The sequence below is a fragment of the Dehalococcoidia bacterium genome (assembly GCA_030648205.1).
GTDB lineage: Bacteria > Chloroflexota > Dehalococcoidia > JAUSIH01 > JAUSIH01 > JAUSIH01.
Window position 1 is genome coordinate 24,790 of record JAUSIH010000049.1, and the last position, 15,207, is coordinate 39,996.

Annotated in this window: 9 protein-coding genes and 1 pseudogene; 7 read left to right on the forward strand and 3 right to left on the reverse strand. The window is 63.6% G+C overall.

All coding sequences use genetic code 11. From position 1 onward, the window contains the following. The first annotated feature begins 94 nt into the window (after positions 1-94). The 4 genes and pseudogenes from Q7T26_06570 to Q7T26_06585 all read left to right on the forward strand — a co-directional run bounded on the left by Q7T26_06570 (position 95) and on the right by Q7T26_06585 (position 8,903). Complete coding sequence (locus Q7T26_06570; GenBank protein ID MDO8531816.1) at positions 95-1,432, forward strand: glutamine synthetase family protein; 1,338 nt, start codon at positions 95-97, stop codon at positions 1,430-1,432. A gap of 102 nt (positions 1,433-1,534) precedes the next feature. Further along, positions 1,535-5,074 (forward strand): annotated as a pseudogene (gene gltB, locus Q7T26_06575) (glutamate synthase large subunit). Continuing rightward, complete coding sequence (locus Q7T26_06580) at positions 5,048-6,082, forward strand: hypothetical protein (protein ID MDO8531817.1); 1,035 nt, start codon at positions 5,048-5,050, stop codon at positions 6,080-6,082. The pseudogene gltB and the gene Q7T26_06580 overlap by 27 nt, the downstream one beginning before the upstream one ends. A 418-nt stretch (positions 6,083-6,500) precedes the next feature. Then, the gene (locus Q7T26_06585; GenBank protein ID MDO8531818.1) at positions 6,501-8,903 is read left to right on the forward strand and encodes a hypothetical protein; all 2,403 of its coding nucleotides are present in this window, start codon (positions 6,501-6,503) and stop codon (positions 8,901-8,903) included. 173 nt (positions 8,904-9,076) lie between these two features. Here Q7T26_06585 and Q7T26_06590 read toward each other — a convergent pair whose 3' ends face one another. Genes Q7T26_06590 through Q7T26_06600 form a run of 3 tightly spaced genes read right to left on the reverse strand, consistent with a single transcriptional unit; the run spans position 9,077 to position 11,936 of the window. Continuing rightward, the gene (locus Q7T26_06590) at positions 9,077-9,454 is read right to left on the reverse strand and encodes a DUF5615 family PIN-like protein (GenBank protein ID MDO8531819.1); all 378 of its coding nucleotides are present in this window, start codon (positions 9,452-9,454) and stop codon (positions 9,077-9,079) included. Then, the gene (locus tag Q7T26_06595; GenBank protein ID MDO8531820.1) at positions 9,451-9,681 is read right to left on the reverse strand and encodes a DUF433 domain-containing protein; all 231 of its coding nucleotides are present in this window, start codon (positions 9,679-9,681) and stop codon (positions 9,451-9,453) included. The genes Q7T26_06590 and Q7T26_06595 overlap by 4 nt, the downstream gene beginning before the upstream one ends. A gap of 29 nt (positions 9,682-9,710) precedes the next feature. Then, on the reverse strand, positions 9,711-11,936 hold the full coding sequence (locus tag Q7T26_06600; GenBank protein ID MDO8531821.1) for a UvrD-helicase domain-containing protein: 2,226 nt from the start codon (positions 11,934-11,936) through the stop codon (positions 9,711-9,713). 71 nt (positions 11,937-12,007) lie between these two features. On the opposite strand from Q7T26_06600, the gene Q7T26_06605 reads away from it, so the two are divergent. From Q7T26_06605 to Q7T26_06615, 3 genes are all read left to right on the forward strand, one after another. Continuing rightward, entirely contained in the window at positions 12,008-12,859 is an 852-nt protein-coding gene (locus Q7T26_06605; GenBank protein ID MDO8531822.1) for an SDR family NAD(P)-dependent oxidoreductase, read from the forward strand. A 402-nt stretch (positions 12,860-13,261) separates the two neighbouring features. After that, entirely contained in the window at positions 13,262-13,828 is a 567-nt protein-coding gene (locus Q7T26_06610; protein ID MDO8531823.1) for a methylated-DNA--[protein]-cysteine S-methyltransferase, read from the forward strand. A gap of 19 nt (positions 13,829-13,847) precedes the next feature. Next, a complete protein-coding gene (locus tag Q7T26_06615) occupies positions 13,848-15,167 on the forward strand; it encodes an MFS transporter (protein MDO8531824.1) in 1,320 nt (439 codons plus the stop codon). The last annotated feature ends 40 nt before the right edge of the window (positions 15,168-15,207 follow it).

The window sequence follows — 15,207 nt, forward strand, 5'->3', positions numbered from 1 at the left end:
AAACTTTGACAGAATTCTCACAATAAGCTAGACTGATCGGTACACTTCGCCCCGCGAACGGAAGGGCGGCATTTTCTCGCTGTAGGGTGACGACATGCTCAAAAAAGACAAGGAAGCCAAAGAGTACGTCCTCCGGATGGCCAAGGAGAATGACATCAAGTTCATTCGCCTGTGGTTCACCGACATCCTGGGCCACCTGAAGAGCTTCGCCATCACCGTCGAGGAGCTGGAGGCCGCCCTGACCGAGGGCAAGGGCTTCGACGGCTCCTCCATTGAGGGGTTCGTCCGCATTGACGAGAGCGACATGCTTGCCTTGCCGGACCCCAATACCTTCCGCATCCTGCCCTGGCGGCCCAAGCAGAAGGGTGTGGCGCGCATGTTCGCCGACATCCTCACGCCTGACATGAAGCCCTTTGAGGGCGACCCGCGCTACGTTCTGAAGCGCAACCTCTTGAAATCGTCGGAGTTGGGCTATACCTACTACGTCGGCCCCGAGCTGGAATATTTCTACCTGAAGGCCGCCGATAACCCCGAGCCTCTTGACCAGGCCGGCTACTTTGACCTGATTCCACCGGACATGGCGTCAGACCTGCGGCGCGAGACGGTGCTGACCCTGGAGGAGCTGGGCATCCCGGTGGAGTACAGCCACCATGAGGTCGCGCCCAGCCAGCATGAGATAGACCTGCGCTACACGGATGCTCTGACCATGGCGGACAACGTCATGACCTACCGGCTGGTGGTCAAGCAGATAGCCCAGGAGCATGATGTGTACGCCACTTTCATGCCCAAGCCCATCTTCGGCGTCAACGGCAGCGGCATGCATGTCCATCAGTCGCTCTTCAAGGGCGGGCGCAACGCCTTCTATGACGCCAAGGCGTCTCACCACTTGTCCAAGATGGCGCGGTCCTTCATCGCAGGGCTGCTGCGCCACGCGCAGGAGCTTACCCTGGTCACCAACCAGTGGGTCAACTCCTACAAGCGCCTGGTGCCGGGTTACGAGGCGCCGGTCTATCTCTCTTGGGCATGGCGCAACCGCTCCGACCTCATCCGCGTGCCCGAGTACAAGCCAGGCAAGGAAGAGGCCACGCGCATCGAGTATCGGTCGCCGGACCCGGCCTGCAGTCCGTACCTGTGCTTCTCCGTCATGCTCGCGGCCGGTCTTGACGGGGTGAAGAACGGGTGGGAGCCTCCTGAGCCTGTGGAGGAAAACGTCTACAAGATGCCGGAAGAGGAGCGCAAGAGGCGCGGCATAGGCACCCTGCCCGCCAGCCTTGGCGAGGCCATCGCGCTGGCCGAGAAGAGCCAGCTTCTGCGCGAAGCCCTGGGCGACCACGTGTTCGACAGCTTCATCGAGAACAAGAAAATCGAGTGGGACTTGTACCGTAAGCAGGTGACGGACTACGAGATCAAGCGTTACCTGCCCATCCTGTAGCAGTCAAGCACTGGTCTTCAGACTCTGGCTTCACCGCCCGGGCGCCGAGGGGAGGAAACGGCGAGGGCGGCGGTCCCTCTTTTGGCGTTAAGGAACGGAGCAATGCTGAACTCTGCGCAACCTCAACCGGAAGGTCTCCTTTATCATCCTGACCTGGAGCACGACGCCTGTGGCGTCGGCTTTGTCGCGGATATCTCCGGTCACCGGAGTCACGGCATCCTGGAGAAGGCCGTCGAGTCCGTCGTTAATCTGACGCACCGTGGCGCTGTCTCCTCCGACATGAAGACCGGCGACGGCGCCGGTATCCTGACCCAGGTCCCGCATAAGCTTTTGTCACGGGACCTGGAGAAGCAGAGCGTGCGTCTGCCGCGGCCCACGGACCTGGCCGTGGGTATGCTGTTCCTCCCCCGCGACGCCGGCGCCCGCGAGCGCTGCCAGCAGATCGTCGAGCAGGTGGCCGCGCGGAACGCCCTGCGCCTTCTGGCCTGGCGTGACGTTCCCGTTGACCCCAGCGTCCTGGGCGCGCAGGCTCTGGCCACCCAGCCGGTCGTCCGGCAGGCGCTCCTGGGGCGCCCGGACGGGCTGAGCGACGCGGCCTTCGAGCGGACTCTGTACCTGGCGCGCAAGCAGATAGAGCGGCAGGTGGCGGACGCGGGCATCCCTGATTTCTACGCTCCCTCCTTCTCGCACCAGACCGTGGTGTACAAAGGCCTCTTCGTAGCGCCCCAGCTTGCGGCGTTCTACGAGGACCTGCGGGACAAGTCATTTGCCGTGTCGCTGGCCGTCTTCCATCAGCGGTACAGCACGAACACGTTCCCTAACTGGTATCTGGCCCAGCCCTTCCGCTTCGTGGGCCACAACGGAGAGATCAACACCCTCCAGGGCAACCGCAACTGGATACGCGCCCGGGAGCCGCAGATGCGGTCCCAGGTCTGGAAGGAGCGCGTCGCCGACCTGCGGCCCCTCATCCAGCCCGGCGGCAGCGACTCCGCGAACCTGGATAACGCCCTTGAGGCCCTGGTCATGTCCGACAGGGACATCCTCCACGCCATGACCATGATGGTGCCGGAGGCGTGGGAGAATATGCCCAACCTGGACCCCGCCTGGCACGCCTTCTACGAGTACCATGCGTGCATATCCGAGCCTTGGGACGGTCCCGCGGCCCTTGCCTTCAGCGACGGCGTGGTCGTGGGTGCGTGCCTGGACAGGAACGGGCTGCGGCCCGCCCGCTACAAGGTCGCGGACGACGGCATCGTCAGCATGGCCTCCGAGGTAGGCGTCATTGACATGGACGACCGGCACGTCATCCGCAAGGGGCGCCTGGGCCCCGGCGAGATGATCGCGGTGGACACCCGCAAGGGCGTGCTCCTGACCAACAGGGAGATTAAGGACGCCCTGGCTGGTCGGCGGCCCTACGGGGAGTGGGTCAACCGCCGCCTGTTTCGCCTGGCGGGCTTCCAACCCGAGGCCACGGACGGCCACATGCTGGGCCAGGAGCCTGATCTGCTGCGCAGGCAGAGCGCCTTCTCCTATACCACGGAGGAGCTGAATTTGGTCCTCAAACCCATGTTCGTGGAGGGCAAGGAGCCTATCGGCTCCATGGGCGACGACACACCGCTTGCTATCCTGTCCCGCAAGCCTCGCCTGCTGTACGACTACTTCAAGCAGAAGTTCGCCCAGGTGACCAACCCGCCCATTGACCCGCTGCGCGAGCAGATCGTCATGTCTCTGAACACCTACCTGGGCGCGCGCCACTCGCTGCTGGAGGAGTCCGAGCAGCACGCCAAGCTTATCCACCTCTCCAGCCCGATCCTGTTCAACGACGACCTGGCCAGACTCCGCGCCATCCGGGACCCGGCTTTCCGCTTTACTACCCTGAACGCGGTCTTCCCGGCGGCGGACGGCCCCGCCGGCCTGGGCAAGGGGCTGGCCGCCCTGTGCAAGGCCGCCAGCGAGGCGGTGGACGCGGGCTACAGCATTCTTGTGCTGAGCGACCGGAAGGTGGATGTGGCGCAGGCCCCTGTCCCCATGGCGCTGGCCGTGGGCGCCGTCCACCACCACCTCATCCGCGAGGGCAAGCGCATGCACGCCAGCATCATCGCGGAGACGGGGGAAGCGCGCGAGTACCACCACTACGCTGTGCTGCTGGGCTACGGCGCCAGCGCTGTCAATCCCTACCTGGCCCTGGAGACCATCTACGATGGGGTCAACAAGGGTGAGGATGAGAACATCACGCTGGAGCAGGCCCTCAAGACGTACAGGAAGTCGGTGGAATCCGGCATCCTGAAGATCATGTCCAAAATGGGCATCTCCGCCGTGTCGGGCTATATCGGCGCGCAGATATTTGAGGCTATCGGCCTGTCCCAGGACCTGGTGGAGGAGTGCTTCACCGGCACCACCTCCTGGATAGGCGGCGCCAGCCTGGACGATCTGGCGAAGGATGTCCTTGCGCGGCATAAGAGGGCCTATCAGGCCACCAACGGCCACGGCTTGGACGACTACGGCTATTTCCGGTTCCGCAAGGACGGCGAATACCACGCGAACAACCCGTTCGTCGTCCGGGCGCTGCACCAGGCGGTGATATCGGGCAAGTACGAGGACTACCAGGCCTTCACACAGATCATCTACGGGCAGCGGCTGAAGGACCAGCCCACCGCGCTGCGGGACCTGCTGGTGTTCAAGTCAGACAGGCATCCCGTCCCGGTGGACGATGTGGAGCCGGTGGACAGCATCATGCGGCGCTTTGAGACCGCCGCCATGTCCCTGGGAGCGCTGTCGCCGGAGGCGCACGACGCGCTGACCATCGCCATGAACCGCATCGGCGCGCGCTCGAACACCGGCGAGGGCGGCGAGGACCCCACGCGCTACCACATGACCCGCGGCGGCGACAGCCTGAACTGCAAGATAAAGCAGGTGGCCTCCGCCCGCTTCGGCGTCACGACGGAGTACCTGGTGAACGCGGAGACGCTCCAGATCAAGATGGCCCAGGGGTCCAAGCCCGGCGAGGGCGGCCAACTCCCCGGCCACAAGGTGGTGGAGCATATCGCCCGGCTGCGCCACGCCACGCCCGGCGTTCCGCTCATCTCGCCGCCGCCGCACCACGACATCTACAGCATCGAGGACCTGTCGCAGCTCATCTACGACCTGAAGATGGTGAACCCGCGCGCCAGAGTGAACGTGAAGCTCGTCGCCGAGGCGGGCGTGGGCACCATCGCCGCGGGCGTCGCGAAGGCCTACGCCGACGAAATCCTCATCAGCGGCCATGACGGCGGCACGGGCGCCTCGCCCCTCAGCTCCATCAAGAACGTGGGCAGCCCGTGGGAGCTGGGACTCTCGGAGACGCAGCAGGTGCTGGTGATGAACGACCTGCGCGGCCGCGTCACCCTCATCACGGACGGGGGCCTCAAGACTGGCCGTGACGTGGTGATAGCGGCGTGCGTGGGCGCGGAAGGGTACGGCTTCGGCACGATGGCGGTCATCGCGGCGGGCTGTAAGATGGCGCGGCAGTGACACCTCAACACCTGCCCCGTTGGGGTAGCGACGCAGAAGCCGGAGCTCCGGAAGAAGTTCTGGGGCACCCCGGAGATGGTCATCCATTACTTCACATTTGTCGCCATGGAGGTGCGGGAGCACCTGGCCCGCCTGGGCTACCGGAGCCTGGACGAGGTTATCGGCCGGACTGACCTGCTTCAGGCGGTGCCCCTGGCGGAGTACCCCAAGGCCTACGCCCTGGACTTGAAGCGCCTCCTGGCGGACCCGGACCCCTCGCGCACGCGGCCACGCAAGCGGGTGCAGCCGCGGAACGACCGGCCCGGCGATGTCCCGCTGGACAACCGCATCCTGAAGGACGCCGCGCCCAGCCTGGAGGCCGGGACTCCTGTGCAGCTTGCCTATCGCATTCGCAACGAGAACCGCACCGTGGGCGCTCGTGTGGCGGGAGCCATCGCGCTCAAGCATGGCGATAAGGGCCTGCCGGAGAACACCATCAGCATCCAGTTCGATGGGACAGCGGGGCAGAGCTTCGGCGCGTTCCTGGCGAACGGCATGCGCCTGGTGCTGCGCGGCGAGGCCAACGACTACGTGGGCAAGGGGATGACCGGTGGGGAGATCGTGATCGTGGCGCCGGAGCACGCGGCCTTTGTGCCCAGCGAGAACGTCATCATCGGCAACACCGTGTTGTACGGCGCCACCGGGGGCCAGCTCTTCGTGGCGGGCCGCGCCGGGGAGCGCTTCGCCGTCCGCAACAGCGGCGCGATAGCGGTCGTGGAAGGCGTGGGCAACCACGGCTGCGAGTACATGACCGGCGGCATAGTCGTCGTCCTCGGCGAGACGGGCGTGAACTTCGGGGCTGGCATGTCGGGCGGCATCGCCTACGTCCTGGACGAGGCGGGCGAGTTTTCGAAGCGCTTCAACCCGGAGCTGGTGCAGATAGAGCGCGTGAAAGACGCGGAGGATGCGGAGATGCTGAAGTCGCTCCTGACCAAGCATCACGTCCTGACGGGGAGCAAGCGCGCCGCCGAGATTCTGGATGGCTGGCAGCGCTGCCAGCCCAAGTTCTGGAAGGTCTTCTCCAACGTGCCCGTCGCCAAGACGCGCCCCAGTGATGTGCTGCGGCGCGACCTCATGCCGGTCGCGGAGCGCAAGGCATAAGGCGCATCGGGCCTCCCTCGTAATCGCTGGAAGAAGCCCCAGCCGTACGGCTGGGGCTTCTTGTCTTCTCACCATGTCCCAACCGCTCAGATGGGCCCGTACACGTTTTGATCTCGTCCGGAAACATGGGAGACAGTTGCAAGGAGAGAAGAAGAGGGGACATCCTTGTCTTTCCCACGGGTGCGCTTGACACGTTGGACGACGGGTGTATATTGGCAGCGTGCAGAGGAGATTATGTCGATCCGTATAAAACACCGTGATAAGAGCAGCGCCGCGACGCAACAGCCTGAAATGCTCTTGGTTGCGACCGAATCGGCTCTGCTTTCAAAGGTGTCTTATATGGCTCGCACAACAGTATTTTGAGTATCATGCGGGTCGATATAAACAATGTTAGCGCAGACGATAAGGAGAAACACGCATGAGCAGTCCAAGTAATGTGCTCGATGTCCTGCGGCAATTGATAACCGCGCCATCTCTGGCACAGGCCCGTCAGCTTGAGTCTGCCCTCCGCGCAGCCGGGTTCTCCTCTCGTCTTTTTGGCCGCCTCAATCAGAAGTCTTCAATTGATGCCGCCGCCGAGAGTGACCGTGGAATCGTAGAGCGCATCGCCAACTCGTTTGATGCATCCTTGACAGCAGCCCGAAAACTCGCAGGCCTAGACCGGAGTGAAGTTACACTTACTCCTCGCATTGCAGCACAAAGGTTCCTGAATGCGAACACGGATAGCTGCATATGGGAACCACAAAGACCTGAGATATCTTTTGGCAAACCGGCCGTGCAATTCTGGTCTGACGACAGCGTCACACATCTCCGCTTCCAAAAGTATCACGCACCCGAGGGACTGGTCACAGTACTCGTTCAAGACACATCGTTGGGCATCGCTAGGGACAAGATGGCAACGACTATTCTTGACCTAAATAGTGACGACAAACTGAAGACATTTGAAGCGATTGGCCAGTTTGGTCATGGAGGCAGCAGCGCATTGGCGTTCTGTGAGCTTTGTCTTATCTTGACGGCTCCTCGGTTTGAATTCAGCAGACGGGAATTCTACTGGACACTCATTTTCCTCGAGCAAGAGGGCGAAGCGTCAAAGCAGTCCACAGTGAGAAAATGGTTCTGTTCAGACGACCATTTGCCTCTTGCAGACAGCCTCGATGCAATCCCGCAGATTGCCCACTGTTTTCCCGGAACTTCAACATGGCACTATGGCTATAATCGTGGCTCATGGCTGAAGACTCCTGTAGGTACTCATCAAGACACACCTGCTGGTCGTCTCGGAAGGCTGTTCTTCTCTTATCCCCTTCCTTTTGAGATTCGCGGAGAACTTGCCAGAGGGGACACACCCACTGGCGTGCGAACAATTAAAGGCGCTTACTATCGCTTGTTGGAAGACAGAGATGGTGACGTCAATGTGGTTGAGTACCGTTCAGGTGAAAAATCGGAAACACTGCGTGTTGAACGTGTCGATTATGGATCATTCAGCGTTTACGTGTTTGTGCTACGCGACCACGGTCGCGTCCGTAATTATGTCGACAATCAGCACCCTGTGATCATTACGCTGAACGGTCAGAATCACGGCGAAATGACACCAAAGCTTCTTGTTGACGCAAACTTAACTGAAATCTCCGCAAGTGCCATCGTCGAAGTGAGACTTGACGGTCTAGATGAGGAGGCTCTCAAAAACATCATCTCCAATTCTCGGGAAAGTCCAAAGAACTCACCATTTACCCGCGCGCTCAAAAAACGGGTCGAGGAACTATTGTCTGAAGATGAGGCGCTGCTGGCGATCGAGCATAGGCGTCAGGAAGCAAAAGCGCAACAATCCAGCGAGGACTTGAATCGGAAGATTTCAGTATTTCTTGCGGCAATTCTCTCCGATGCAGCGGCTGGTCCGGCAGAGGCTGTGGGCGGTGGCGACCCCGGCAAGAAAGGCGTTCGAGGCAATCCTCGCCCGGAGATTCCGCCCCGTGATCCACCCCAAATTTTTGCGTTCATATCACCGGCGGGCGTGTTTGTGCCCGAGGGAACAGCGAAGATGCTGAAGTTCAAGAGCGACGCACGACCTCCGAAGTATTCATTTCATGGGGACAATCCACGCTGTTTCGCCCGTCTGACAGGAGCGGAACAGCGGCTGTCTCAACTCTCGATCACGGGGAAAGCGGACATTGACGGTCGCGGATATGGCTCTGTGACCCTCGCGTGCCTTGAGTCTCCAAAGGTTCCTGTCTCGGGTAACGAAAGCGCTGGGGAGATCGAAATAGTTCTTCAAACCACAGACGGACGGACGTTGAGCGCCAAGCTTGCTGTTGGAGTTGCCCCCAAGCCAAAGGAGCATGAGCGCAAACGCAAACAGTCTGTACGTCCGCAGATCACTTTCTGCGCAGCAAATGATGCGGACAAGGAATCCTTGAAGGACTTGCTATTCGAAAAGAAGATCGCTCCCCTGCCTGCTTCACTTGAGAAGTACCGCGAATTACTGAGCATTCCAGATAACGAATCTGCGTACTGGGGTGAGAAGACCGAGCGCGAAGGAGAAAGTTGGCTAATTGTTGACATCAATGTTGGGCATCCCCGACTCGTTGATCTCTTGAAGGCCTGTACAACAGCAGAAGAGCGCGTCCGAATGAAAGAGCGTATTGTCGAAGACATCGTGCTCGACTGCTATCAGCACGCGTTCCGATTGGACGAAGTACCCGAGGTTGTCCATGAGCAAGTGGTAACAGAAACGGACAACGTGTCTCGTGTCTCTGAGATGTGTTTGAACTTCGACAAATCAATTCGCATGGCGAGAGAAAGAGGGCGGCGAAATGACAAGATGTGATTGGCGCTAACGTCGCGAGTAGAGTCCCCGATCGTGGTGGGTTTTCCCTAGGGCTGTGGAAGCGAACGGGTCGTCAGCGGTCGCCGGTCAGTCCCTGGCGGATGCGCACCCTTCCTGAAACGCCAGACGCCGGATACTGAGTGTCCGGCGTCTTTTCTTACCTTGGGCTTCCTCTACGCTCCCGGACCGATTGGCAGCGGACGGATGCGGACCCGTGTCTCGTCAAACACCACAACGCAGCCCTTCTTGAGCGCCGTTTCCAGGTTTGGCAAATTGGCAAGGAGCACGCGCAGTTGCTTCACGGGACTGCGGGTGGAGCGTCCACGAAAAAGGACTACGGAGGGGTTTGATTCCTGGCGCAGCGCAAGGAGAGTGCCGAAGTCAGTGTCCGCTGAGACTATGGCGCGATGTTCAGACGCCGCCCGGGTAAAGATACCCGCGTCTGTGGCGGCCTGCATCTTGTACTCGCGGACGTGGACCGCGTCATGACCCGCTGTCCGCAGACCGCCAGCGATCAGCGGCGACAGGGCGTTGTCAATGAGAAACTTCACGCCTGTGAGAGCAGCGGCAACTCGCGTTCTCGCACCGCTTCCGCTGCGTAGCGCAGGGCTTCCCGAATATCCGCAGGCTTCAGGTCAGGGTACGCCTTCAATATCTCCCGCGCGGTCATGCCCTCGGCGACCATGCCAACGACCGTGGCGACGGGAATGCGCAGCCCGCGAATGCACGGCACGCCGTCCATCTGATCGGACTTGACTGTGATACGCGTGAACTTCATTTCTCATCCACCATCTTTATTATAGCCGTCTATCCCTCCACTCGCTCCAGAGGCGCGTAGCTCAGCAGCAGCTTCTTCAGCCCCGCCGTCTTGAACACCACCGTCACCTCGTGGTCGCCGCTCCGCAAGGCGGAGCAGCTCACCACGACGCCCTCGCCGAAGGTGGCGTGGCGCACGTGGTCGCCGGCGCGGTACGTCGCGGCGGGCGCCGCGGCCCCCGCCGTCTCCGCGGGCGCGCTGCTCGTCGCGGGCTTCTGCGGCGCGGCGACGGTCCGCCACCCGGACTCGGGCAGCAGGCTGCGCGCCACGCCCTCCCGCGTGGTCACCAGCTCCCGCGGGATGTCGCGCAGGAACCGCGACGGCCCGCTCTCGCCCACGGCGCCCATGAACGCGCGCCGGTAGGCCCGCACCAGGAAGAGCTGCTCTTTGGCGCGCGTCATGCCGACGTAGAAGAGACGCCGCTCCTCCTCCATTTCCGACGGGTCCTCCAGGCTGCGGCTGTGCGGCAGCAGGCCCTCCTCCGTCCCGACGATGAACACGACGGGGAACTCCAGCCCCTTGGCCTGGTGCAGCGTGATGAGCGTCACCGCGTCACGCTTCTCGTCCATGTTGTCCGTGTCCGAGACCAGCGCCACCCCTTCCAGGAAGTCGGCCAGCCCCCTTTCCGGGCCGAGGTGCTGGTATTCGCTGGCCACCGTGCGCAGCTCGCGCACGTTCTCCCACCGCTCCTCGCCGTCATCCTCTTCCAACAGGTGCTTGCGGTAGCCCGTCGCCCGCGCCACCTCGTCCAGGAGCTGCACCACGTCCTGCTCCTTGCCGCCCGCGACAAGCCCGTCCATCAGCTCCACGAAGTTGGTGATGGCGACGGTCGTGCGCGGGTGGAAGGGGTGCTCCACGGGCGTTTCGGCGTTACGCGAGGCGGCCACCGCCTGCATGGCGGCGTAGAGGGGCAGGCCCTGGCCCTTGGCCCATCGTGAAAGATCGTCCAGGGTCTTCTCGCCGATGCCCCGGTTGGGCACGTTCACCACGCGGGCCAGGCTCACGTCGTCCCAGGGGTTGTGGATGAGCCGCAGGTAGGCAAGCGCGTCTTTGACCTCGCGGCGCTGGTAGAACTTGGTCGCGCCCACCAGCCGGTATGGCAGGCCGTGGCGCAGGAACGCCTCCTCCACCGCGCGCGACTGGGCGTTGACCCGGTACATCACCGCGAAGTCGCCAGCCTTGTGCCGCCCCGCTTTCACCTGCCGCTCGACTTCGCCGACGACGAACTGGGCCTCCTCCTGCTCGTTGTACGCCTCCACGAGGGCGACGCGCGCCCCCGGCGGGTTCTCCGTCCACAGGTTCTTGGCCTTGCGCTGCTTGTTCGCCGCGATGACCTGGTCCGCCGCCTTCAGGATGGTGCCGGTGGAGCGATAGTTCTGCTCCAGATAGACCACCTTCGCCTCGGGATAGTCCTTCTCGAAGTTCAGGATGTTGCGGATGTCCGCCTGCCGCCACGAGTAGATGGACTGGTCGGGGTCGCCGACGACGCAGATGTTGCGCCACTTGCCCGCCATGAGCCGCGCCAGGGAATACTGGACGATGTTCGTGTCCTGGAACTCGTCTATGAGCACGTGCGTGTAGCGGCTCTGGTAGCGGGCCAGGACATCCTGCTTCTGCTGGAACAGGCGCACCGTCCTGACCAGCAGGTCGTCGAAGTCCAGTGCCTTCTGCTGGGCCAGCAGCGCCTCGTAGGCCTGGTACACCCGCAGGACGATCTCGTCGTAGTAGCTGCCCTTGCGCTTCCCGAACTCCTCCACGTCTATGAGTTGGCTCTTGGCGGCGGAGATGGCTGACAGGATGGCCCGCGGGGGGTGCCGCTTGCTGTCCACGCCCGCTTCGTCCAGCGCCCGCTTGAGAACGGACAACTGGTCCTCGCCGTCGTAGATGCTGAACGCGGGGTCCAGGCCGATGTGCTTGCCCTCGCGGCGCAGGATGCGCGCGCAGATGGCGTGGAATGTGCCCAGCGTGAGGTCTTCCACTCCGGCGGGCCCCAGAATGGCGAGCAGCCGGTCGCGCATCTCCTTCGCCGCCTTGTTGGTGAAGGTGACCGCCAATATGCGGTACGGCGTCACGCCGCACACTTTGACCAGGTAAGCGATGCGGTGAACGATGACCCGCGTCTTGCCGCTGCCCGGCCCCGCGATGATGAGGAGCGGCCCTTCGATGTGCTGGACGGCGTCGCGCTGGGCGGGGTTGAGTCCTGCCAGGATGTCCATGTTTCGTGTTGTGGCCTTCTGGTGTATCCTTACCCTGCGATTATAGCAGGCGGCGTAGGAGAGGCGCGGGTATGACATACGACTTCCGGGGCAAGGTGGCGCTGGTGACGGGCGCGGGCGGACGTCGCGGCATTGGACGGGCGACGGCGCTGCGCCTGGCGCGGGACGGCGCGGACGTGGCGCTTCTGGATGTTGCGTGGCCGCGCGACCAGCGTCCGTCGGACGAGCAGGCCGACTGGAAGGGGCTTGCAAGCGTCGCCGCGGAGGTCGAGGCGCTTGGCCGGAAGGCCATGACCATTGAGGCGGACATCTCGAACGAGCGCCAGGTCCAGGCCGCCGTCGAGAGGACGCTGGCCCGCTTCGGCGGCATCGACATCTTTGTCGCGAACGCGGGCGCGCGCCCGGGCGGCGACCGTGTGCCCGTGCTGGACCTGCCGGAGGAGGAGCTGCGGCGCGTGCTGTCGGTGAATGTGGTGGGGACGTTCCTCTGCTGCAAGGCGGTGGGCCGGCGCATGGTGGAGCGGGGGAAGGGTGGGAGCGTGGTCGTCGTCTCGTCGGAGGCGGGACGGACGGGCAGGCCGCGCATGGCGGCGTACAGCGCCTCCAAGTTCGCGCTGATCGGGCTGACGCAGGCGTTCGCGCTGGAGATGGCGCCGCACCAGGTGCGCGTGAACGCCGTCTGCCCCGGCACGGTGGACACGGCGCGGCTGGACTGGACGGTGCGTACGCGCCTCGGCGACTCCGGTCTCTCCGCCGAGGAGATGCGCGCGCGGATGCTGGAGACGCGCGGCCATGAGATTCCGCTGGGGCGCGTGGCGACGGCGGAGGACGTGGCGTCGGTCATCGCGTTCCTGTGCGCCTCGGAGTCGGGCCACATGATGGGGCAGTCGCTCAACGTTAACGGTGGGACGGTGATGCACTAGGGCCTATAACTGAAATACGCGTACGGAATTGTCATTGCGAGGAGTCCCGACAAATCGAGCCGACGAAGTCCCGATTTCATCGGGAGAAGAGGGGTGGACCCCGCCGCCAGATTGCTACGGCCCTCCGGAGCCTGTGGTGAGGAAATCGAACCATCGGGCCTCGCAATGACGTTGTGGCAAACTTCGGGGACACTACACTAGGCGGTGATTCTATGCCGCGTTGGATGTTTTTGCCGGAACAACAATTGGGGGAGTGCAGAGAGGGCAAGCCCCCTCAGGTGGGGGTCTGGGGGTGTCCCCCAGATTTACTTGTTCCCCCTTCCTGGCAGGAAAGGGGACACAGTGGGATGGTCGAGACCTCTCGGTGCGCCGCACGAAAAAGTTGAACGACCGGAGGAAGATGTGCCAGTGAAGAAGCGCAAGGCGACGCAGCCTCAGTCCCACCAGGCGCGGGTCTTCCTCACCCGCATCGGGTGGCTGGGCATCGCGTGGACGCGGCGCGGCCTCGTCGCCGTCGCCGGACCCAGGGCGCATGCTGGCGACGCGGAGGCCGAGCTGCGGCAGGACGCCCTACGGCTCACGCTCCTGCGTGACGCTCCTTCCTCCGGCCTCGGCTGGGCGCTGGAGCAGAAGCTGCGCGCCTACTTGGACGGCGAGCGGGTGAGCTTTGAGGAGCCGGTGGACCTCTCGCTGACGCCGCCGTTCACCCGGCGCGTGCTGGAGGCGACGCGCGCCATCCCCTACGGCGAGGTGCGCACCTACGGTGGACTGGCCGCGCAGGTGGGCAGCCCGCGGGCCGCGCGCGCCGTGGGCCAGGCCATGGCCGCGAACCCCATGCCCCTGGTCATCCCGTGCCACCGCGTCGTGGCGTCCAGCGGCAAGCTGGGCGGCTACGGCCTGGGCGTGGAACTGAAGGAGCGGTTACTGGACATGGAGCGTCACACGACCGTCCGGAGGGAGCGCGCGTGATGGCGACCAGTCCCGCACTATGACGCCAGTCAGCGAGCAGGCCGCGCAGCCACCCCCGGCGAAGGGAGCTCCCCAGCGCCCTCGCCACATCTTCTACGGCTGGTGGGTGGTCTTCGCCAGCTTCATAACCAGCATGGTCCATTCGGGGGCGGGCATCGTCAGCTACGGCCTGTTCCTGATTCCGATGGGTGCCGAACTGGGCTGGAGTCGCGGTGCAATGGGCGCGGCCATCACGGTGCGCATTCTTGCGGGCGCTGTCGGCGGGCCTCTCGCGGGCCTGCTCTGCGACCATCCTCTGGGCGCGCGACTTCTGCTCGTGGGCAGCGGCCTCGCCGGGGGCGCGGCGCTCTTCCTCCTCAGTTCCTCCACCGAGCTGTGGCAACTGTACCTTGGCTACGGTGTGCTATGGGGACTCGGCATGTCCATCGCGTCGGAACTGATTACCTCCACGCTGGTCGCCAAGTGGTTCGTCCGGCGGCGCAGCTTGGCGCTGGCGGTCGCCAGCCTGGGCCTGTCCGTTGGCAATGTCATCTTCATCCCTGTTGTGTCCGTGCTGATCGAGGCGGTGGGCTGGCGGACCGCGTGGGCCATCCTGGGCGTTGTGGCTCTGGTTCTCATCGTCCCGCTGACGGCCATCGTGGTCCGAAGGCAGCCGGAAGACTTGGGGCTAAGGCCGGACGGCGCGCGAGAGGCTACGGTGGTGCCGACCACTCCGACCGCTGTGCAACCAGCGGAGCCGGTGTGGACGTTTCGAGGTGCGGCGCGCACGCGGGCGTTCTGGCTCATCACCGTGGCTATCATGCTGGCGCGTATCCCCGTCCAGGGGGTCCTCGTGCACATGTATCCCTATTTCCGGGACATTGGTTACGAAGCGGCCTTGGCCAGCGGGCTATTCACCGTGTTCGCCGTGTCCCTGGTCGCCGCCAAGCCTTTGTGGGGATTCGGGATGACGCGATGGAACGCCAAATGGGCGATGGCGGCGATGTTCGGCGGCAGCGGACTGATCATCCTGGGACTGCTTGCCTTTCAGGGTTCCACGGCGGGAATCATCGCCTTTGTGCTGGTGTACCCGCTGGGCGTTGGCGGATGGGTTGTCGCGGAGGTCATGGTGTGGACCAGCTACTACGGACGGGGCACGTTGGGGAGGCTGCGCGGCGCGGTCTATCCCGTGATAGTCGTGGGCACCGGCCTGGGGCCGTTCCTGGGCGGCGTCATCCGCGACGCGACGGGGAGCTATAACGGCATGTGGTTGCTCTTCGCCGCGTGCTGGCTGGCGAGCGGCGCCCTGCTCGCCCTGGCGCCGCGTCCCGCCCGGTCCGCCGAGAAGCCCGCCGCGTGATACGTGTTCCCTCCGGATCGCGCCACCCCGCGTTAAAAGA

Excerpts from the sequence above, each read along its gene's own strand:
- Q7T26_06580 (MDO8531817.1), top strand. The coding sequence starts at position 5,048 with ATGGAGGTGCGGGAGCACCTGGCCCGCCTGGGCTACCGGAGCCTGGAC.
- Q7T26_06570 (MDO8531816.1), top strand. The coding sequence starts at position 95 with ATGCTCAAAAAAGACAAGGAAGCCAAAGAGTACGTCCTCCGGATGGCC.
- Q7T26_06585 (MDO8531818.1), top strand. The coding sequence starts at position 6,501 with ATGAGCAGTCCAAGTAATGTGCTCGATGTCCTGCGGCAATTGATAACC.
- Q7T26_06615 (MDO8531824.1), top strand. The coding sequence starts at position 13,848 with ATGACGCCAGTCAGCGAGCAGGCCGCGCAGCCACCCCCGGCGAAGGGA.
- Q7T26_06605 (MDO8531822.1), top strand. The coding sequence starts at position 12,008 with ATGACATACGACTTCCGGGGCAAGGTGGCGCTGGTGACGGGCGCGGGC.
- Q7T26_06600 (MDO8531821.1), bottom strand. The coding sequence starts at position 11,936 with ATGGACATCCTGGCAGGACTCAACCCCGCCCAGCGCGACGCCGTCCAG.
- Q7T26_06595 (MDO8531820.1), bottom strand. The coding sequence starts at position 9,681 with ATGAAGTTCACGCGTATCACAGTCAAGTCCGATCAGATGGACGGCGTG.